Raw genomic sequence first — 21,050 nt, 5'->3', positions numbered from 1 at the left:
TGTTATTATGTTTAATAATGAGGAAATAGAAAACGTAATAAATAATTTTGAATTTAAAATAAAGAAAGCTTTAAGGAATACTACTTATCAAGAACGCGAGGATCTAGAGCAAGAAATTAAAACAAAAATAACAGAAAAACTCAAAACAATTGAGTTTGAGGAACCACCTAACTTTTGGTGCTTAATAAAACAGGTGAAAAATAAAACTTAGTATAATCGCTCAACCTTCGTAGCCTAAAACAGTTAGCCATCCTTTGGTGTAATAAACATTTTAAATATATAAGAACTAAAAAGATAAAATAACTGGAGGACAGGTTTAGTGCCTATACCTCCAGCATTTTTTTGCTTATGCAACCTTTTTACAAGTTTCTGCACATTTGAAACAAGCTTCCGCACATTTCTGACAGTGTTCGTGATCATGCTTCTTGCACTCATTTCCACAAGCTTCACACACTTGCGCGCATAGGGTAGCGAGTTCAGCTACGAACGGCGTGTTCCGTGCCAAAGCTTGTTCAAAGTAAGCGCAGATTTCCGCGCATTCGCTGTCCAAGCGGATGCACTCCGCCATCATCTTCACGTCTTCTTCCTTCAAGCATGCATCAAAACAATGGTTACATGCCATCACGCATTCATGCAGTGTCTCGATCAATTCTTGATGTTGTACATGTGACATCTTTTACACCCTCCTAAAAAGTCTATAGTTATATTTTTCCCCAAAACGCTCTTGATAAACGGAATTGCTGGCTCGCTTAAAACAAGCATTCATTTATATGAAAGTACAAGCATATAGTGTATTAGACAAAACTAGCGCCTAGCATTTTTACAGGAGTTGGAGCCATGTTCAAATACATTTTAAAGAAATTGCTCATCATGATATTCACGTTATGGATCATCATTACTTTAACCTTTGTATTAATGGTGTCAGTTCCAGGTTCCCCGTTCAACAGTGAAAGCAGCTCGAATGAAATCGTCCAGCAAAACTTGGAAAGGCATTATAACCTCGATCAGCCTATACCTATTCAGTATGTCCTTTATTTAAAATCAATCATCACCTTAGAGTTCGGTCCGTCCATCAAGCAGCCGAATCAGACGGTAAATGACTTATTAGGAAGGGGGTTTCCCATCTCTGCAGAACTCGGACTTGTGACAATTATTGTTGCACTTATTTCCGGAATTGCAATCGGGATACTGGCGGCCCTTCGGCATAATCGAATCATCGATTATGTTGTGATGGGGATTGCCGTTCTCGGAATCTCTATCCCGAACTTCATTCTCGCTACCCTATTAATCCAGCAGCTAGCAGTTAACTGGGACATTTTCCCTGTCGCGACTTGGCAAGGGCCGATGTATATGGTCCTCCCAGTATTGGCACTCGCAACTGGTCCGATGGCAATTATCGCAAGACTCACGAGATCAACCATGTTAGAGGTATTGACACAGGATTATATAAAAATGGCAACAGCCAAAGGATTGGCACCCTGTAAAATTATCGTGAAACATGCGCTCCGGAATGCACTCATGCCGGTTATTACGATTATGGGAACATTACTCGTTGGAATCATGACCGGATCCTTTGTTATTGAACAAATCTTTGCCATTCCGGGAATGGGAAAGTATTTCGTGGAAAGTATCAACCATCGTGACTTTCCTGTCATTATGGGTACGACTGTATTTTACAGTTCATTTCTTATCATTATGCTATTTCTCGTTGATATCGCCTATGGAATACTAGATCCAAGAATCAAAGTAAACAAGAAGGAAGGGGAGTAGCAAGATGCACAACCAACATCCCCGTGATTTTACAAACGACCAAATACCAGATGAATGGTTTACCTGGCGCAAAAAGAATATAAAGGAACAAGAACAATTGGCGAGGCCCTCCCTTTCCTATTGGAAAGATGCCTGGCGAAGATTAAGAAAAAATTACTTAGCTATGTCTGGCATGGCATTTATTATCGTCTTGGTATCCTTAGCGATTTTTGGTCCAATTTTTTCACCTTATGAAGCAAATATGGGCGTGTTAGCAGAGCAGTACCAGCCACCGTCTGCTAAGCATTGGTTTGGGACAGACAATGCTGGTCGGGATATATTCACGCGAACTTGGCAAGGGGCAAGGATTTCTTTATTCGTGGGCTTTATGGCGGCTTTAATTGATGTCACGATAGGCATTATTTGGGGAGGTATATCCGGCTATAAGGGTGGGCGCACAGATAATATAATGATGCGCATTATTGAAATCCTTTACGGGATCCCGTATTTATTAGTTGTTATTTTATTACTCGTTGTAATGGGACCAAGTTTAACGACGATTATTATTGCCCTTACCGTCACTGGTTGGGTCGGGATGGCACGGATCGTACGAGGACAGGTCATGCAGATTAAGAATTATGAGTATATTCTCGCCTCCCAATCATTCGGTACGAAGCAATCAAGAATCATTAGGAGAGGTCTCTTGCCGAACACGATGGGGCCGATTATCGTGCAAATGACATTGACGGTACCATCCGCCATATTTGCAGAAGCGTTCTTAAGTTTTATCGGACTTGGCATATCTTCACCGAATGCGAGTTGGGGCGTGATGGCAAGTGATTCCCTCGGTGCTATCCTTTCCGGGAACTGGTGGACTTTATTTTTCCCTGCATTTTTCATTTCGCTTACGATGTTTGCTTTTAACGTATTAGGTGACGGATTACAAGATGCCTTAGACCCGAAATTGAGAAAGTAGGTGAAGGGATGGAAAAAATTCTCGAAGTCCATAATCTGCACGTCACCTTCACAACTTACGGTGGTACCGTCCAAGCTGTAAGGGGCGTAGACTTTCATCTGAATAAAGGGGAAACGCTCGCGATCGTCGGAGAATCGGGCTGTGGAAAAAGTGTTACCGTGAATGCCGTGATGGGACTCATTCCAAATCCTCCTGGCAAAATTACCGGCGGAAGGATTTTGTTTAAAAATAAAGATTTAACGAGATTAAGAGAAAAGAAAATGCGGGCGATTCGCGGTGTGGATATATCGATGATTTTTCAAGATCCGATGACCGCTTTGAATCCGACCTTAACAATTGGCACCCAGTTGAAAGAGGGAGTGAAACAGCATCATCGTTTATCGGACAAGGAAGCGGAAAAGCGAGCATTAGAGATGTTGAAGCTTGTCGGGATTCCGAATCCGGAAGAACGACTGAAACAATACCCACACCAATTCAGCGGTGGCATGCGGCAGCGGATTGTTATTGCGATTGCCCTCATCTGTGAACCGGAGCTTCTTATTGCCGACGAACCGACGACAGCCCTTGATGTAACGATTCAGGCGCAGATCTTAGAGCTGTTTGAAAAAATACAGGAAGTAACCGGTATTTCAATTATTCTCATTACCCATGACCTTGGGGTTGTTGCAAAAATTGCCGACAGGGTTGCTGTTATGTATGCTGGTAAGATTATCGAGACAGGTACAAAGCGGGAAGTGTTTTATAACCCGAAGCATCCGTATACGAAAGGGTTGCTCCACTCGGTTCCACGCCTGGATGCCAAAGAAAAATTGCAGCCAATTGAAGGAACACCACCAGATCTTTTCTCACCTCCGCGGGGATGTCCTTTTACAGCAAGGTGTCCGTTTGCCATGGAAGTGTGTGATAAAGTATACCCGAAAACTGCGAGGCTAAGTGATTCCCATGTGGTAGATTGCTGGCTGCAGGATGTTCGGGCGAAGAAATTGCTGGCCGCTACTGCCAAGAATAAATAAACATTTAGGGGGATATGAATGAAAAAGCTACTCATCTTTCTATCAGCGGTATTTATTGTGTTTTTCCTAGCAGCTTGTACGGCGACAGAGGATCCGGAAGGGGAAGCTGAGCCAAAGGAACAGGTAGATGAAGAGGAGGAAACAGGGGAACAAGAGGGGGAACAGGAGACTACGGAAGAGGAAATAACCCTTGGTGAAAATGTATTGCGATTGAATAACGGAACGGAGCCAGCTTCACTAGATCCATCGATTGGCTTTGACGAGGTATCTTGGGACCCGCTTAATAACTTAATGGAAGGGTTGACCCGCTTAGATGAGGAACACCTACCAGGTCCTGGGACAGCAGAAAGCTGGGATATTTCGGATGATGGACTGACATACACGTTCTATTTACGAGAAGAAGCGAGTTGGTCGAATGGTGACCCGGTTGTCGCAGCGGATTTTGAATATGCATGGAAATATATGCTTGATCCAGAAACTGCTTCACCGGCAGCATTCTTAGCCTATTTCATTGAGGGGGCTGAAGAATATAACAGTGGGGAAGGCTCGGTTGATGATGTAAAAGTTAGCGCGGTCGATGAAAAGACACTTGAAGTCGTGCTCGCGCAACCGACAGGTTTTTTTCTTGATTTACTGACGAATCCGGCATTTTTCCCAATCAACCAGCAGGTAGCTGGGTCTGATCCGAATTGGCATGCCGAGGCGGAAACCTTTGTAGGAAATGGTCCCTTTACATTAGAAGAATGGAATCATGATGAAGAAATGCTATTTGCAAAAAATGAATATTATTGGGATGCCGCCGCAGTGAAGTTGGATCAAATCCACTTCGCGATGGTGAATGATACAAATACCCAATATCAGATGTTTGAAGCAGGTGAGCTGGATACGGCGAGCATTCCACCAGAATTATCCGATGAGTTGATAGACGGGGATAATGTATTTATCGGACCGAGTGGTGGGCTAGAATTTTTTAGATTTAATGTCGAAATGGAACCATTTCAAAATAAGAAAATCCGCCAAGCATTTTCGCATGCAATTAATCGCGATGATATTGCGGAATTTGTAGTGAAAAACGGGGTGGAGCCAGCTTTCGGGTTTATTAACCCAGGTCATCAAAGTCCAACAGGCGAAGATTTCCGTGATATAAATGGTGACCTTGTTACCTTTGATCCCGAGTTGGCAGAGCAGTTACTCGAGGAAGGGATGGCTGAGGAAGGATATGAAGAATTACCGGAAATTACGTTAAGTTATAATACAAGTGACACAAATAAAGCGGTGGCAGAAGCATTGCACGGGATGTTTAAGGAACACTTGGGTGTTGAAGTTACCCTGGAGAACCTCGAATGGAATGTCTTTGTAGACGCACAGCAGGCACTCGAACTGCAGTTTTCCCGCAGTTCATTCATTAACGATTACAATGACCCGATTAACTTCCTTGAGAGTTTCATCACAGATTCTTATATGAACCGTACTGGCTTTTCCAATCCCGAATATGATGATTTGATTGTGAAAGGTAAGTCGGAAGCAGATGAAGAAAAGCGCTGGGAGTATTTATATGAAGCAGAGAAAATGTTAGCTGACGAAATGATTGCTGCACCTTTACGCTATTACAATACGGTAGTACTTGAAGCAGATGGAGTGGAGGGAATTCTGCGCCATCCGGTCGGATATTTTGACCTGAAATATGCGGAGAAGAAATAAAGTACACTTAATTGAAAGGATGAGGCTGGGACATAACGATTCTAATATGAATTAATCCGAACAAAACTGCTAACTAGCTCTGGGAATATGCGGAGACTCCAGCAGGAGGCCGGCTAAGTACGGTCACGTCCTGTGACCAACGCCGGCACTAGAAACCCCTGTTCGTCGGCCGGCATCGGTGAAACCCCCTTAGTGCTTAGCCCGAGGCAGAATAATAACGCTCTCGTATGTGGCAACGTCTGACATTAACGTCCTATGCGTCGAGGTTCTCCAGCCGCCAAAGGATGCGCGAAGTATATTCCCGGAGCGATTGTTGATGCTCTTTCTTATCATTCGTTCGGATTTATAACTATACTAAGAAGTTATGTCCCAGACTCGCTCTTATTTTATAAGTTGGAGGTGCACTTAAAGCTTGAGTCGTCAGCGTTTTGCTCATCTTTATTGATGAAAGACGCTCTAATCGCTTGAATCGTTAGTGTTGAGCTTGCTTTGGTGGATGAGGGGTCTTCTAATCGTTTGAATCATTAGTGTTTAGTTTTCTTCGGTGGATGAGGGGTGCGCTAATCGCTTGAATTGTTAACGTTAAGCTTTCTTCGGCCAATGAGGGCTGTTCTAATTGCTTAAACTATTGGCGTTCAACTATCTTCAGTTGATGAGAAGCGCTTTAATTACCTGAAGTATTTGTATTCTGATTGCTACAGTTGATTGGGACACTCTAATTAATCGTATCAGTATTCCCCTATCACTTTTCACGGTATGAGAATGCATTCCCACCCTGAAATCAATATCCTACAAGACACTAGAAATATTTTAAATAAAACCTGTTCTTAATTCTTTAGAAAGAAGGTATACTATGCTACGGCCAAAAGCGTTACAAAAAGGTGATACCATTGGAATTATCGCCCCGGCAAGTCCGCCAAATATGAAGCGCCTAGGAAAAGCGATCCCTTTTTTCACGAATCTCGGTCTTCGGGTGAAGGTAGGGAGAAATATCGCAAAAGTATCCGGTTATTTAGCTGGAACAGATGAGGAGCGGTTAGCTGACTTTAATGAAATGTTAGCAGATGAGGAAGTAAAAGCAATTATCTTTGCCCGCGGGGGCTATGGTACTCCAAGACTTGCTTCATCCCTTGACTATGATTTACTAGCACAACATCCTAAGATCATCTGGGGCTACAGTGATATTACGTACTTACATGTAGCGATCCAACAAAAAACGGGACTCATCACATTTCATGGTCCAATGCCTGCTTCTGATTTAGCATCACCAGATATTGATGAGCAAACCCTTGCATCCTTGTCACAGCTATTTGAACCGACCAGCCTGCAATATAGCGAGGAAGTCTCACCGCTAGAAGTTCTCGCAGAAGGGGAGGCAAGTGGGAATTTGGTCGGTGGGAACCTAACGCTACTCACCAGCACCTTAGGGACCCCTTATGAAATCGATACAGCTGGGAAAATTTTACTTATAGAAGATGTGAATGAACCGCCCTACCGGATTGACTCCATGCTGAATCAATTAAAAGTCGCTGGTAAACTCACCCAAGCTGCTGGAGTGGTTGTTGGCTCCTTTACTCAAGTAAAATCAAATACGAAACCATCTTGCAATCTAGAAGACATTCTCTCCCATTATTTAAGTGATTTGTCCGCCCCAGTAATGAGTGGATTTGCAATAGGGCATTGTTCCCCGAACATTGGTATTCCGCTAGGTGTTCCAGCAACGATGAATACCCAAACGAAAACATTATCAATGATGCCCGGAGTCATAAAGTGAACCTTCATTCAGTGGGGGATTCTTTCCCTCCCCACTAAATGTTAGTTCAACAGAATCAGGTATTTACGGACTGTATATCCCCCACCTTGACATCTTGGTTTACCCTCTTGTTTAAAGGCGGGGGTATTACAGACCGTTAATACGTGAAAAAAATTGAGAGGGGGAGTAGCGATGGCAGAAGAGAAAATATTAGAAATTAAAAATTTGAAGAAACATTTCAGCCTCGGTAAAAATCGCATTCTGAAAGCAGTTGATGATGTAACTTTTCATATAAATAAAGGAGAAACATTTGGACTAGTCGGTGAATCGGGCTGTGGGAAATCAACAATCGGGCGGACAATTATGGGACTTTATCAGAAGACGGCAGGCGATGTATTATTCGGTAATAGCAATGTACATGAATTAACGGAAAAAGAATTATTTATACTGCGCCGGCAAATGCAAATGATATTCCAAGATCCTTATGCATCCTTAAACCCACGCTCAACCGTGCGGGAAATTATCTCTGAACCGATGGAAGTCCATCAATTGTATAAAAGAAAGAGAGAACAAAATGAAAAGGTGTATCAATTGCTGGAAGTGGTTGGCTTGAACCGTGAGCATGCCAATCGTTACCCCCATGAGTTTAGTGGTGGACAGCGCCAACGAATTGGTATCGCTCGGGCTCTTGCATTAGATCCAGACTTCATTATCGCTGATGAGCCGATTTCAGCACTTGATGTTTCTGTGCAAGCTCAAGTTGTGAATCTGTTAAAACAACTGCAGGAAGAGAAAGGGCTTACTTTCCTGTTTATCGCCCACGACCTTTCCATGGTGAAGCAAATTTCTGACCGGATTGGGGTCATGTATTTAGGACGTTTAGTAGAACTGACAAGTAGTAAAACACTTTATGAACAACCGCTTCATCCTTATACACAAGCTTTATTATCCGCTATTCCTATACCCGACCCGGATGTAGAAGCGTCCCGAGAACGAATTATTTTGCGGGGAGAACTTCCGAGTCCGATTAACCCTCCAAGTGGCTGTGTTTTCCGTACGCGTTGTCCGTTTGCAATGGAGATTTGCAAAAAGAAAAAGCCAAGTTGGAAGGAAGTGGACGATAACCATTTTGTTGCATGTCACTTGTTCAATAATGAGATGAAAAATGAAAAGGCGAAGGTGCCGACTGTGAATATACAATAGATTTTTGGGTGGAGATGGAACAACCCCCCTGTGAACCCAGGGGGTTTGTTTTCCTTTCAATTCATCTCTTTTATGTTTTTCTTCATTTCAATCACTTGGTTTCTAGAAATCACCATTCATCCCAGTTGCTAAAAGCTTATGAGCTATTTTGGTTGATGCCTCTTTGGCTTTTATTATTTTCCTGTCCGCTTCCTTCGTTCTCCGCTCAAGCTGATGCTCTCTTTGTTCTACTTCTTGTTTTATCCGATCTACTTCATGCTTGGTCTTCTCTATCCCCTTTTTGGTCTGTTCTACCTCATTTTTTCCCGCTGAGTAGCTTCTTCACCTAAAATATTGTTTGAATCGCGATTCATATGCAAGCGATTCTTCCGGGGTCATACTTAGCGCCTCCCAGTTTTGAAATGCATGGTTTAAAGTGTCAACTCTTGTCTGTCTAGCAATAGGATATCACATCCAAACGATTGCAACGGGCTTCCCATTAAGGATTTCATTTTTCTCTGTTTGACCCACTTTTAATATTCGTGTAGAGTTATTGGAAAATAGAAACATACCATTGATCGTAGGAAGGGGAGCAGGTGACATTCATTGTTCATGTGCTCGAGGATTCTCATGAAAGGTGAACCACGATGAATAAAAATATTTATGTCATAAGGCACTGTGAAGCAACCGGACAGGAGCCTGATGCAAGCTTAACGGAAAAGGGTTTCTTGCAGGCGGAAGAATTGTGTAACTTTTTAACGGATATAAGAGTAGATAAAATAGTTTCCAGTCCCTATTTACGAGCTGTTCAAACAATCGAGCCGTTTGCGGAAAATCATCAATTAAAAATCGAGACAGATCATCGGTTAAAAGAACGAGTATTGAGTTCGCAGTTTTTTCCCGATTGGCAAGTTAAACTTGAAGCCGCGTACCAAAACATGGATTTGAAATATGAAGGGGGAGAGTCTGGAAATGAAGCGATGCGCCGGATTGTAGAGGTTGTAGAAGAAATGCTTAGCAGTAACTTTGAAAATATGGTACTTGTGGGGCACGGTGGTATTATCTCTTTGCTATTGCATTATTACGATGAAACATTCGGTTTTGAACAATGGAAAGAACTCTCAAATCCTGATGTATTTCTCTTAAGTATAATGAAAGATAAACTCCAATACAAGCGCATATGGAATGAATAGAGAAGGTGATGGAATTGGATGAGGGAAGTAATATGCTAGTTGAACTTAGAAATATCGGTAAAACCTATGATAGGAAAAATGTTTTACATGATATTTCATTAACTATCGATAAACAACAGATTATTGCTATACTAGGTGGAAATGGGGTTGGAAAGAGTACGCTATTACGAATCATGGCGGGAATTGAAAGGCCTTCTACAGGGAAGATAATTTTTCAAAACAAAAAAGTTAACATTGGGTATGTCCCTGAGAGATTTCCAAAGAATATTCGTTTTACTCCTGGAGAATATTTAAATTATGTTGGCAAGATTAGTGGAATACCTGAATCCATTATCAAAAAGTCTATACCGGAATTGCTTGAACGTTTTAAACTGGAACAATTCAATAGTCAATGGGTGATGAGTTTATCGAAAGGGAACATTCAAAAAGTTGGAATTATCCAAGCCATTATGCAACGACCGGACCTGTTGATTCTTGATGAACCACTTTCAGGACTTGATTCCCTCGCTCAGCAAGAATTACTCAAGATCATCAAAGAGTTTAAAAAGGAAGGTACTACGATTCTACTTACCTATCATGAATCCAATTTATTTGAGAAAGTGATTGATACTACATACCATGTGAAAAATGGATTGCTTACAAAAGCGATCGATATTACAAACGAGCCTATCAAACTAGTGGAAGTAGAATACCTGGATAATTCTCATGTGGAAAAATGGAAGGAAATAATTAACGTAGAGAAAAAGGAAGATAAACTGTTACTCTATGTCCATGCGAAAGACAGTAATAAAGTGTTGTATCGAATACTTCAATTACAAGCAAGTATTCAACGTGTCGTGCCGGTACAAACGCAAGAAAATGCTGAACGATGACATTTGCTTCCGTCAATTTAAGGAGAGGTTCGGTTGAAAAATTTAATAAAATATACGTTACATGATTATATTCGGTCTCATAAATACTTCCCGCCTATTTCAACTTTTATGATTTTAATTTTTGTATTTTATACTTATACACCTAATCCGATTATCGACAGTTATGCAGTAACAGCAGTAATTCTATATATCATATCTGCATGGGTTTGTTTAAGCATTTTACAACTTGATCCACCTGTTCAAAGACAATTGATGGCCATTCAAGTAAGAAGTTGGAATCGTTATTATGTATCAAAGCTAATCTCTGCTGTTATAATTTCCAGCATCCTTTCGGTTTATGCTTTGTTATATCCAATTGTCTTTAACATGTTTAGTGAACCGGTAACCTTAACAATTGGGCTAGTTTCTTTTGCTAATTACCTTATTTTGGGTATTTTAGGGGTTAGTCTTGCAAGCCTATTTAGTAAAGTAATTATGAAAAGCGCAATTAATTCTTTTGGTGGGCTTACTCTAACTATCGTATTATCTCTAGCAGCTATTGGAGTTGAGCGTGTCTTACCTTCATTTTTGAAAAATGTTCTATGGGTTATGCCTCCTGCAACGATTACACAAACACCATTATTGAAGTGGGATGGCGGTTATATCTATGATCTTGCACGATTTCCTTTTATTTGGGTTATTATTTATTCATTTATAATCATTTTCTTATTTTTGCAGTTAGCAAAGCGGTTGCGCTAGGGCGACCTAATATATTAAACACTCCAAATTAAAAAGGAAATTATGAAATTTGACTAACGGGAACGTATGCTCTAATATGTTGTTAAGCATATTTGGAGGTGATGTTTTTGAAGCCCAGTTTAACGAAAGAGATTAGTGTCCAAAGCTTTAAAGATTTCTATTGGTTAAAAGAAGAATTACAAATATTTTGTAGAGAGAATGGATTAAGTCCTTCTGGTTCCAAAATAGAGATTTCTGATAGAATCGAAACCTATCTTTTAACAGGAAAGAAAATAAAACCTGCTAAGAGTTCAAAAACTACTAAGAAAGTGGCATCGCAAGTGGAATTAAGTCTTGATACAGTCATTACAGAAAACCATCGTTGTAGTCAACATGTGCGAACTTTTTTTAAAACTGTTATACCAACGTTTCACTTTTCAACTTACATACAAAACTATTTTAAGAACAATGTTGGAAAAACGTATCGGGATGCAGTAAATGCTTGGTATGAGGAAGAAGAACGAAAGAAAGACCCTGCGTACAAGAAAAAAATCGCACCTCAATTTGAGTATAATCAATTTATCCGTGACTTTTTTGCTGATCCGAATAATAAAGGAAAAAGCCGTAAAAAAGCGGTTGAAGCCTGGAATAAAATTAAGAGACTTCCTGGAAGCAACAAGTATAAGCCAAAAAATTATTAGATTCATATCTCAATATAAAAAGGAAGTACCTCCAAACAAAAGAGAAACTTCCTTTAAAATAACCCTCTAAAAATGTACCTTTGTACTTGATTTCCAGTAGTCATTCGCAGCGGCAACCGTTTGATAATGAATCGCAATCACCTCGGAAGCGGCGATAAGATTATCTGGATTTCTTGAATACTTTGGACGTATCTTTTTTCGGATGCTTTCAGATGGCTGGGTATATTCAATCCCTTTTTGGGCCAGTAAGATTGCTAATTCGAACCCTTCCTGGGGCGTGTTTGTTTTTAAGCTTTTTAGCCATTTCTTCTTCATAAGCTCCCAACTCCTATTCTCGTGATAATTACCCAATATAGCTTATTAAGTTGAGAAGCTCTTTGTTCCTACCATTTAAGAAACCAACCTTAAACCGACAGCGCCACTAATAATGCATAGTAGAAAAAGAACCCGCTTTAAATTCATCGCTTCTTTAAAAAACGTAACCCCCATGATTACTGCACCTGTTGCCCCAAGTCCCGTCCAAATCGCATAGGCTGTTCCGAGTGGAATGTCACGCATGGCAAGTCCGAGGAAATAAAAGCCAAGGGAAAAGCACACAACTAATACGAGGAGCCAACTCCATGCTCTCTTTTTTAAATACATATTAATACTTGCCACTCAGAAGATTTTACCGAAGCTTGCAAGAAATAAATAAAACCAAGCCATTTTACACGTCACCTTCCTTTGCTGCAAGCGAATCATCGGATCGATCCTTTTCATCTGTCGTTAATTGAATACCGACAACACCAATGATGATGAGTAAAATAAAGAAACCTTTTCCTAGTGTAAATGCCTCTCCCAGAAAGGAGAAGTCAATGATTGCAATCGCGGCAGCCCCGGAACCTGTAAAGGTGGCGTAGACCGAACCTGACGGTAGCACTTCACACGCTTTGATCACAAAGTAAAAGCTAAAAATAATTGCAATCACTGTCCCTGTCCACATCCAGAAGTTATCCGAGTACTTTAAACCAAGCACCCATACTACTTCAATAATTGCAGCGAATAAAACATATATCCATCCCATGCTAGGGAACCTCCTTTAATCAAAAGCAATTACTACTATCTTAACGACAGAATAGGGGAAAAGTCTATCAAATCAGTTTCTAGTCGGATATAATGTTTTATAAAGAAGGATGAGCGAAAGGAGTATGAACATGGTGAACAACGAAAAAGAACAGCTTCTCCATACATTGGAAGAACGTTTTAAAGCGAATATGCATCGACACGAGAATTTAGATTGGGAAGAAATAGCTGCAAAGTTGCAGAAGCTACCTGAAAAATTAAAATCCCTAGAGCAAATGGAAGCGACAGGGGGAGAGCCGGATGTCATGGGGTACGATGAGACTACAGAGGAGTTTATTTTCTGCGATTTCTCGAAAGAAAGCCCTAAAGGTCGCAGGAGTGTTTGTTATGATCGCGAGGCACTGGAATCCCGGAAAAAGTACCCACCAAAAACGAGTGTTATGGACATGGCAGAAGAGATGGGCATTGAGTTATTAACTGAAGAGCAATACCGCCAATTACAAGAGCTTGAGGCAGTTGATCAGAAAACATCAAGTTGGGTGAAGACCCCAGCATCGATTCGTGAACGTGGTGGGGCGATATTTTGTGATTACCGGTATGGTCAAGTGTTTGTTTACCATAATGGAGCAGATTCTTATTATGGATCTCGCGGGTTTCGAGGATTGCTCCGCGTCTGATTGAAACGATCCGCCACAATGAAATGTAGGTGGGACAGGGGGTCAGAGCAACTGTCCCAGATAAAAAAGAATGTCAGTGACAGAAATTATCGTATCCCATTAAAGGAGGAGCTCCATGAATATCGGTTTAATTGGTGCCGGGGCCATTGCGAACTTTTTATTAAAAGAAATCAATCATGCTAGTCATGAGGAACACAGAATAACGAGTGTTTACGTGCGAGACAGAGAAAAATATCAGAGATTGGAAGCTGAATTTGACGTGAAGCTTTATACCGATTTTGATACTTTCTTGGAATCGGGCATTGATCTAGTTGTGGAAGCGGCGAACGTGGAGGCTGTACGAAATCTGATCCCAGCAACGATACGAAAGAAGGATGCTGTCTTAATCAGTATTGGCGCACTTGTTGATGAAGCACTCTTAACCGAACTTACCAAGCTTGCGAGTAAGCATAATCATGTCATCCACTTACCATCTGGTGCAATCGGCGGTCTTGATTTACTGCAAAATGCTAGCGCTCTGGAAACGGTGAAGAATATTTCGCTAACGACAAGAAAGCCAGCCCATTCCCTAATAGATGGGGTCATAACAGAGGAAAAGACAGTCTTTGAAGGGCAAGCAGCAGATGCAATCAAACAATTTCCTAAAAATATCAATGTCTCGATTGTTCTCTCCCTTGCCGGTTTAGGAATAGAGCAGACGATGGTGCGCATTATTGCTGATCCACATATTGATAAAAATATCCACCAGATCGAAATGGCCGGGGACTTTGGGGAGGCAACCTTTACTATTCATAACAAGCCACTACCATCCAATCCGAAAACGAGTTATTTGGCAGCGCTGAGTATATTAGGGACCTTGGAAAGGCTCGGTAAGAATATAAGAATTGGTTGAGTGCACGTATGAATCAACATTCATTGAGGGAATAAAAGTACCCTCAATGAATGAAATTTCATTTATCTCGGTGGACGATTCTGCGGATATTTTTTGTCATCTTTCATCGCGTTTAATTCCTCTTTACTCTTGTTCTTTTTCTTTTTACCTTTACTCATTTGAATCACTCCTTTTATCATTTATTTTGCGCTAATACAAACTTTCAATTCATGTGAAAAAATACTGCAGTTTAAAATTTTTTTCAGCATAAACTTAAACGAGAAAATGAAATAAATGAGGAAACAAAAAATATATAAGCACGAGCGCGGATTGAAAATGAGGATTATAGTGCCATAAAGTAAATGTTCATCCAAACGGTCATTTTTTAATTAGAAAAATTACAGACCCCTTCCCATCTCCACTGTTTTGTAAAACTGAGGAAATAGGAGGGGACTGCTTATTATAGGGATTGTGCAGCATGAGTGGCTTATATCTGTTGCTGCTCGAAGATTTGACGTAGTTTCTTTTCGTGTTGGGCATTTTTGCTTAATAGATAGTCCACGTTTTCATTTGTTTCATTTAATTCTGTACGGATTCCATCTACCTTTTTTCCAAGCTCGGTAATTTGATGGTCAACACGTGAAAAGCCTTTGTCCATCTTAGATTCCAGCTCTATTTTCATGTTATCCATTTTGGACTCAAGCTCTGTTTTCATGTTATCCATTTTAGAATCAAGCTCTGTTTTCAAGCCATCCATTTTTTCATCAATATGTTGTGCATGAAGCTTGAATGCATGTAGTATTTCTTTTAAAACAGTTTCTTGTTCCATCCTTTTTTCACCTCCCTTGTACGATAATTATAGAGGATTTCTAGTTATTTTGAAAGAGTTGATATTTGTTTCGAAGCTGTCTCATAAAGCGAATATAATTTGATTGTAATGCTTATGTAGTTGTATATACTTAAGGAAAATATTTAATTATAAAGGGAGGAAGGGTTCATTGTCATTCACCATCCGCAAAATGAAGCTATCTGATATTTCAAGCGTTCAAGCAATCGCGAAAAAGACATGGAATGCAACCTATGAAGAAATTATTCCATCGGCAATTCAGGAAAAATTCTTAAATGCTGCCTATAGTGATGCAAGTATGGAGCACCGTGTGATTAATTCCTTGTTGCTCGTAGCTGAAGTAGAAGGGAAAGTAGTTGGATTTGCCAATTATTCTCCAGCAGACTCAGATGGTAAAGCTGAACTTGGAGCAATTTATATTGATCCCGCAAATCAAGGATCAGGAATCGGAACGGCTTTCCTGAAAGAAGGGATTAGTCGGTTGGAAGGGGTAAAAGAAGTCTACATAAATGTAGAAAGAGATAATGAAATCGGACACACATTTTATAATGCAAAAGGTTTTCAAGTAGTCGATGTGTTCGATGATGATTTTGACGGGCATATATTAAAGACTCTTCGCATGGTACTAGATACGGAATTATTTTTAGCAGATGGTGCATCTTAAATAATAGAACATGAATTATAGGTGTTAAAAAGTCATTCCATCATACATGATGAATGGCTTTTTATGATTGATTATGACTGTTTTTGATGGTATTATAAGGGTGATGGAGGGATTGTTATGTTAACCGAGGAGAGGCATTCTTTTATACTGAAACAACTAAAGGAAAATAATATTGTAAAGTCCCAAGCGTTAATGAATGAACTCCAATGTTCAGAATCAACGATCAGAAGAGACTTAAGCGAGTTGGAAAGTAAAGGGCTTCTTACACGTATTCATGGGGGAGCAAGAAGTACCTATCAGTTGGAGGAAGAGTTATCTGTTTCGGAAAAATCATCCAAAAACATTCAAGAAAAACAAACCATTTCCAAATTGGCTGCCTCACTCGTGAAAGAAAATGATGTGATTTATATAGATGCAGGTACAACAACACTAGCAATGATTAACTTTTTAACAGCTAAAAACATTACCGTCGTGACGAATGGGGTTGCCCATGCTTCCCTGCTTGCGGATAAAGAAATACAGGCTTTCTTGCTTGGCGGAAGAGTAAAATATTCTACTAAAGCGGTTATCGGGACTGATAGCTTGCGGGATTTGAAAAGCTATCAATTTAACAAAGCCTTTCTAGGCACGAATGGAATACATTTGGAATATGGCTACACGACACCAGACCCGGATGAGGCTGCACTCAAAAAAACCGCTATAACTCAATCCGCAATGGCTTATATGTTAGCGGACGATTCAAAGTGGGAGAAGGTGACATTCTCCAAGGTCGGTGATATCGAGGAAGCAACTATTATTACAAATAGGACGGATCGTTCTTTAACAAATTATCAGGAAAAAACAACTATATTGGAGGCGGAGCAATGATCTATACGGTGACGTTGAATCCATCCATTGATTATATCGTGCAATTGGAGCAAGTGAATATAGGCGAATTGAATTATATGGATGGGGATTTCAAGCTTCCCGGTGGAAAAGGAATCAATGTGTCGCGCATATTACATGAATTAAACATGGACACAAAGGCACTTGGATTTATAGGTGGTTTTACAGGTGATTTTATTTCGGAATGGCTTAAACGTGACGGGATTGCCGCAGACTTTACAAAAATTGCAGGCGATACACGGATTAATATCAAATTAAAAACGAATCCGGAAACAGAAATTAATGGCAAAGGGCCTGTCATTCAACCCGAAGAGGCTGAAAAATTAATGGCAAAGCTTAAAGCGATTTCTTCTGATGATATCGTTATTTTATCGGGAAGCAAGTCCCCCTCTCTGCCGGATGACTTTTATGAAAAAATCATTCGAGAAATCAATGCCCAATTTGTAATCGATACAACTGGAGATGATTTGCAAAAGTCTTTAGCTTACAATCCACTGCTCGTTAAACCGAATTTACAAGAGTTGGAGCAATTATATTCCGTTAAGTTGACGGAGGAGCAGGACATAATTGAAACAGGGAAAAAATTAATCGATGCAGGTGCTCGTCATGCAATCGTTTCTATGGGTGCAGATGGAGCATTATTATTTACAGAAGATGCGGTTTATAAAGGAATCAGTCCCAAAGGGGAATTGAAAAACTCTGTTGGGGCGGGAGATTCCATGGTTGCAGGCTTCATCGGAGAAAATGTAAAGACAAATGATATCGTTCAAGCCTTTAAAATGGGACTTGCTGCTGGAAGTGCAACAGCGTTTTCCTATGATTTAGCGAAAGCAGATGAAATAAATGCTTTAATTAATCAAACTACTGTAACAAAACTTTAAAAAGGAGTGAGGAAGATGCAAGTGATCGATTTGCTGCGAAAAGATATTATGATTATGGACTTGCAGGCACAGGAAAAGGAATCCGTCATTGATGAAATGATAAAGAGCCTGGAAGCTCACGGGGTCGTAAATGATTTTGCTTCTTTTAAAGAGGCTATTTTAGCAAGAGAAGCTCAAACATCTACTGGACTCGGTGATGGGATTGCAATGCCTCATGCCCGGCATCAAGCGGTGAAAGAACCGACCGTATTATTTGCGAAAAGCAAATCAGGGGTTGAATTTGAATCGTTGGACGGCCAGCCGACGTATCTATTTTTTATGATAGCGGTGCCGGATGGCGAGGACGATACGCATTTGCAAACATTAGCAGCCCTTTCCCGGAAGTTAATTGACCCGGATTTTGTGGAAAAGCTAAAGCAAGTTACAACACCAGATGAAGTTCAAGATCTCTTTAGCAAAGCAGAGGGTGATGAAGCGGAAGAAAAAGAGGAAACTACAGAATCTGATAAAACAGAAGTCACCCAGGAAGAAAAACCATTCATCGTAGCGGTTACGGCTTGTCCGACTGGAATAGCCCATACGTACATGGCAGAGGATGCGCTGAAACAAAAAGCGGCCGAAATGAATGTAAATATTCGGGTAGAGACAAACGGTTCGGACGGTGCAAAACATAAATTGACGGATGAGGAAATCGAGCGGGCGGATGCGGTGATTATCGCTGCTAGTAAAAAAGTGGAGATGGACCGATTCCACGGAAAACCGCTACTCGACCGATCTGTCAGTGACGGAATTAGTAAAGCAGAAGAACTGATTACAAAAGCGGTTAAGAAGGATGCTCCGATTTATCATTCATCCGATGGAGGAGAAAAAGCTGAAAATAACACAGCCAAGACATCAGCGGGATCTATCTGGAATAAGATCTACAAGGACTTGATGAACGGAATTTCCCACATGCTTCCATTTGTTGTTGGCGGCGGAATTTTGATGGCAATTTCCTTTTTAGTTGAACGTTTTGTTGGGGATGAAAGTCAGATATTCCTATTCTTAAATGGAGTCGGTGGAAGTGCTTTTGACTTCCTCATCCCGATCTTTGCCGGATTTATCGCAATGAGTATTGCAGACCGGCCTGGATTAATGCCAGGTGTTGTCGGCGGATTAATGGCGGTTCAAAGTGATGCCGGGTTTATTGGCGGACTCGTTGCCGGTTTCTTGGCAGGTTATGTAATTGTATTTCTAAAAAGGGCATTCCGAGGATTACCCAAGTCTCTCGACGGATTAAAATCAATTCTTTTTTATCCTGTTGTCGGATTATTTATTACAGGACTTTTAATGTATTTCATCATCGGTCCAGTTTTCTCCACCGTTAATCATGCGATGCTTGATTTTCTGCAAAATCTTGGCACAGGAAATGCTGTTCTGCTTGGTGCCTTGCTCGGTGGAATGATGGCGATTGATATGGGTGGACCGTTTAATAAAGCAGCCTATGCTTTTTCAATTGGAATCTTCACCGATACAGGTGATGGCAGTTTGATGGCTGCTGTCATGGCTGGCGGAATGGTCCCACCACTCGCGATTGCGCTCGCTTCGACGTTCTTTAAAAATAAATTTACCGATCAGGAACGGAAGTCAGGGATGACCAACTATGTAATGGGGATTTCCTTTATTACAGAGGGAGCAATTCCTTTTGCAGCGGCCGATCCCCTACGCGTAATTGGCTCATCTGTTTTAGGTGCGGCAATTGCAGGCGGACTGACTCAAGCTTGGAATAGCGCGATACCTGCCCCACATGGAGGATTATTCGTTGCCCCACTTGCGGAACATCCTTGGTTCTTTATACTGTCGCTTATTATCGGCATGGTTGTTGCGGGAATAGTACTAGGATTATGGAAAAAACCTGTTGAAGAAAAATAAATAGAGACACTTAAAATGTCGATATGCTCCCCATATAGTAGACGGAGAAATAATTATGTTCTCTGTTACTGGATGGGGAGTTTTTTAACCACAAAACGGTTAGAATTCCTAGTCTATTTCAAACAACCAAAGCAAGATTTCAAATAAAATAAGGAGCATAGTATAGAAAACCGAATAATATTCCAACTATCGAAAATAAATACCTATTAGAACTGGATTTAACCTTAACTTAAATACTTTAACTTGATAATCATTGCCTCCTTGATATTTATCCGTGATGCTTTGACTGTTTTGATTATAATTACCGAAATAAGAAAGAATCCATGTTATCGTTAGTATTAAGAAACATGTTACGAAAAGGGTATCAATAAAAGTTAAATGATATATTGCAGTTATCGTCAACACAAATAATAATTGGAGAATCATTGTTATCAATACTGTTATCATTTTTCCTATTTTTGTTTTCACCCTGCTTTTTTCCAATTTACCTGCAATATAGTCCCATAAGAAAGCAATGGAAACAACTAAAATTATAAAAACACCCACTACTCCTATTCTTGTAAGATAATATATGAAAATCACTCCCCTTATTTTGTCTATATGCAGTAAAGCAGAAATAACTGACTGACACATGCCGTTTTCAATAATCTAATTATATCCATCATTGGCATCACTTTCAATATTATTTAAGTTCTTTGTCCCATTTGGTGAAGTAATTTGTAGCGTGAATCTGAAGAAGAATGAAGCGGGTAGTTTAATTAATCCTCACAATTTCTTTTACATCTATATATAATAATTTAAGCACTTTTCTCCGTTTGTTGAGAGAAGTCCCACCCACCTTTCTGATAAGCGTAGAAGTAATTTCGAAAAAGGTGAGCCCATGGTTGTTAATCAAATCGTTATTGGGGCATGGATACAAGCGGTTGGAACGATCATCAATGCAATTGATCCCCCCTTTGTTGAAGATGATGGAAAAGTTATAGCGAAGACCGGAAACATTTTGCAGGCTGTTGGAAGTGCTGTAATGGCGGATGCTACAATTAACCCTGAAAGCAAAATTGCTAATAAGGTACAATCTATTGGAAATCTCTTTGTTATTACAGGGTTATATAAAGAGAATGCCAATCTTGAAATTAGAGGTAATCTTATTCAGGTGGCAGGGGGTGGCCTTGCGTTAGTACCGGCAATAATAGAAAATGATTTTATTGCTTTTCAAGGGGATTTTTTACAGGTTGTCGGCAATAGCATTCAAGCAATCTCTGGAATAAAGGAACAAACGGAAAACGTAGATGCTAGTTTATTAGACGAAGTGGGGGCGTGGACCCAAGCCATCGGGGCGGTGATTTCTGCAATTCAACTTCAAAGAGAATATACTACCTCTAAAAATGAGTAAGT

23 protein-coding genes are annotated in these 21,050 nt (G+C 40.4%); 18 read left to right on the top strand and 5 right to left on the bottom strand.

Annotated features, from left to right (window positions below):
- Positions 1 to 7: 7 nt before the first annotated feature.
- Entirely contained in the window at positions 8 to 211 is a 204-nt protein-coding gene (locus WKU33_RS03235; protein ID WP_156857193.1) for a hypothetical protein, read from the top strand.
- Positions 212 to 346: 135 nt separating this feature from the next.
- Here the strand turns inward: WKU33_RS03235 and WKU33_RS03230 are convergent, their stop codons facing one another.
- Entirely contained in the window at positions 347 to 673 is a 327-nt protein-coding gene (locus tag WKU33_RS03230; RefSeq protein WP_340453187.1) for a four-helix bundle copper-binding protein, read from the bottom strand.
- A gap of 164 nt (positions 674 to 837) precedes the next feature.
- On the opposite strand from WKU33_RS03230, the gene WKU33_RS03225 reads away from it, so the two are divergent.
- From WKU33_RS03225 to WKU33_RS03180, 10 genes are all read left to right on the top strand, one after another.
- Positions 838 to 1,770 carry an ABC transporter permease gene (locus WKU33_RS03225; protein ID WP_340453186.1) on the top strand — a complete coding sequence of 311 codons (933 nt, stop codon included), beginning with the start codon at positions 838 to 840 and terminating at the stop codon, positions 1,768 to 1,770.
- Between the two features lie 4 nt (positions 1,771 to 1,774).
- Positions 1,775 to 2,725 (top strand): ABC transporter permease, encoded by a 951-nt coding sequence (locus WKU33_RS03220; RefSeq protein WP_340453184.1) that lies wholly within the window; start codon positions 1,775 to 1,777, stop codon positions 2,723 to 2,725.
- An 8-nt stretch (positions 2,726 to 2,733) separates the two neighbouring features.
- Positions 2,734 to 3,738 (top strand): ABC transporter ATP-binding protein, encoded by a 1,005-nt coding sequence (locus WKU33_RS03215; protein WP_340453182.1) that lies wholly within the window; start codon positions 2,734 to 2,736, stop codon positions 3,736 to 3,738.
- A gap of 18 nt (positions 3,739 to 3,756) precedes the next feature.
- Complete coding sequence (locus WKU33_RS03210) at positions 3,757 to 5,439, top strand: peptide ABC transporter substrate-binding protein (RefSeq protein WP_340453180.1); 1,683 nt, start codon at positions 3,757 to 3,759, stop codon at positions 5,437 to 5,439.
- 853 nt (positions 5,440 to 6,292) lie between these two features.
- Complete coding sequence (locus WKU33_RS03205; RefSeq protein ID WP_340453178.1) at positions 6,293 to 7,213, top strand: S66 peptidase family protein; 921 nt, start codon at positions 6,293 to 6,295, stop codon at positions 7,211 to 7,213.
- Positions 7,214 to 7,384: 171 nt separating this feature from the next.
- Positions 7,385 to 8,395, top strand: a complete 1,011-nt coding sequence (locus WKU33_RS03200; protein ID WP_156857200.1) for an ABC transporter ATP-binding protein — start codon at positions 7,385 to 7,387, stop codon at positions 8,393 to 8,395.
- A 626-nt stretch (positions 8,396 to 9,021) separates the two neighbouring features.
- Positions 9,022 to 9,567, top strand: a complete 546-nt coding sequence (locus tag WKU33_RS03195; RefSeq protein WP_156857201.1) for a histidine phosphatase family protein — start codon at positions 9,022 to 9,024, stop codon at positions 9,565 to 9,567.
- A gap of 32 nt (positions 9,568 to 9,599) precedes the next feature.
- Positions 9,600 to 10,439, top strand: a complete 840-nt coding sequence (locus WKU33_RS03190; protein WP_340453175.1) for an ABC transporter ATP-binding protein — start codon at positions 9,600 to 9,602, stop codon at positions 10,437 to 10,439.
- A gap of 33 nt (positions 10,440 to 10,472) precedes the next feature.
- Entirely contained in the window at positions 10,473 to 11,177 is a 705-nt protein-coding gene (locus tag WKU33_RS03185) for a hypothetical protein (RefSeq protein ID WP_156857203.1), read from the top strand.
- Positions 11,178 to 11,284: 107 nt separating this feature from the next.
- Positions 11,285 to 11,857: a DUF6434 domain-containing protein gene (locus tag WKU33_RS03180; RefSeq protein ID WP_156857204.1), complete on the top strand. Its 573-nt coding sequence runs from the start codon at positions 11,285 to 11,287 to the stop codon at positions 11,855 to 11,857.
- A 66-nt stretch (positions 11,858 to 11,923) separates the two neighbouring features.
- Here the strand turns inward: WKU33_RS03180 and WKU33_RS03175 are convergent, their stop codons facing one another.
- From WKU33_RS03175 to WKU33_RS03165, 3 genes are all read right to left on the bottom strand, one after another.
- Entirely contained in the window at positions 11,924 to 12,172 is a 249-nt protein-coding gene (locus WKU33_RS03175; RefSeq protein WP_156857205.1) for a hexameric tyrosine-coordinated heme protein, read from the bottom strand.
- 75 nt (positions 12,173 to 12,247) lie between these two features.
- Positions 12,248 to 12,499 (bottom strand): DMT family transporter, encoded by a 252-nt coding sequence (locus tag WKU33_RS03170; RefSeq protein ID WP_340453171.1) that lies wholly within the window; start codon positions 12,497 to 12,499, stop codon positions 12,248 to 12,250.
- A 64-nt stretch (positions 12,500 to 12,563) separates the two neighbouring features.
- Entirely contained in the window at positions 12,564 to 12,920 is a 357-nt protein-coding gene (locus WKU33_RS03165) for a DMT family transporter (RefSeq protein ID WP_156857207.1), read from the bottom strand.
- A gap of 109 nt (positions 12,921 to 13,029) precedes the next feature.
- Between WKU33_RS03165 and WKU33_RS03160 the strand changes: the two genes are divergently transcribed.
- Both WKU33_RS03160 and nadX read left to right on the top strand, forming a co-directional pair.
- Complete coding sequence (locus WKU33_RS03160; RefSeq protein WP_156857208.1) at positions 13,030 to 13,596, top strand: DUF4256 domain-containing protein; 567 nt, start codon at positions 13,030 to 13,032, stop codon at positions 13,594 to 13,596.
- Between the two features lie 115 nt (positions 13,597 to 13,711).
- Complete coding sequence (gene nadX / locus WKU33_RS03155; protein WP_156857212.1) at positions 13,712 to 14,488, top strand: aspartate dehydrogenase; 777 nt, start codon at positions 13,712 to 13,714, stop codon at positions 14,486 to 14,488.
- A 466-nt stretch (positions 14,489 to 14,954) separates the two neighbouring features.
- On the opposite strand, the gene WKU33_RS03150 is transcribed toward nadX, so the two are convergent.
- The gene (locus WKU33_RS03150) at positions 14,955 to 15,296 is read right to left on the bottom strand and encodes a hypothetical protein (protein ID WP_156857213.1); all 342 of its coding nucleotides are present in this window, start codon (positions 15,294 to 15,296) and stop codon (positions 14,955 to 14,957) included.
- A 169-nt stretch (positions 15,297 to 15,465) separates the two neighbouring features.
- Between WKU33_RS03150 and WKU33_RS03145 the strand changes: the two genes are divergently transcribed.
- The 5 genes from WKU33_RS03145 to WKU33_RS03125 all read left to right on the top strand — a co-directional run bounded on the left by WKU33_RS03145 (position 15,466) and on the right by WKU33_RS03125 (position 21,048).
- Positions 15,466 to 15,978, top strand: coding sequence for a GNAT family N-acetyltransferase (locus WKU33_RS03145; protein WP_198042668.1), 513 nt, complete (start codon positions 15,466 to 15,468; stop codon positions 15,976 to 15,978).
- 117 nt (positions 15,979 to 16,095) lie between these two features.
- Complete coding sequence (locus WKU33_RS03140) at positions 16,096 to 16,845, top strand: DeoR/GlpR family DNA-binding transcription regulator (protein WP_156857214.1); 750 nt, start codon at positions 16,096 to 16,098, stop codon at positions 16,843 to 16,845.
- A complete protein-coding gene (pfkB, locus tag WKU33_RS03135; RefSeq protein WP_156857215.1) occupies positions 16,842 to 17,744 on the top strand; it encodes a 1-phosphofructokinase in 903 nt (300 codons plus the stop codon). Before WKU33_RS03140 ends, pfkB begins: the two co-directional genes overlap by 4 nt.
- Before the next feature lie 15 nt (positions 17,745 to 17,759).
- Complete coding sequence (locus tag WKU33_RS03130) at positions 17,760 to 19,655, top strand: PTS fructose transporter subunit IIABC (protein ID WP_156857216.1); 1,896 nt, start codon at positions 17,760 to 17,762, stop codon at positions 19,653 to 19,655.
- Between the two features lie 880 nt (positions 19,656 to 20,535).
- Positions 20,536 to 21,048, top strand: a complete 513-nt coding sequence (locus tag WKU33_RS03125) for a DUF6944 family repetitive protein (protein ID WP_156857217.1) — start codon at positions 20,536 to 20,538, stop codon at positions 21,046 to 21,048.
- Positions 21,049 to 21,050 lie beyond the last annotated feature (2 nt).

It is taken from the genome of Oceanobacillus sp. HCA-5259, assembly GCF_037892815.1.
GTDB classification, from domain to species: domain Bacteria; phylum Bacillota; class Bacilli; order Bacillales; family Amphibacillaceae; genus Oceanobacillus; species Oceanobacillus indicireducens.
Note: the sequence above shows the minus strand (reverse complement) of the source record. Positions and strands in the feature narration are given on the sequence as shown.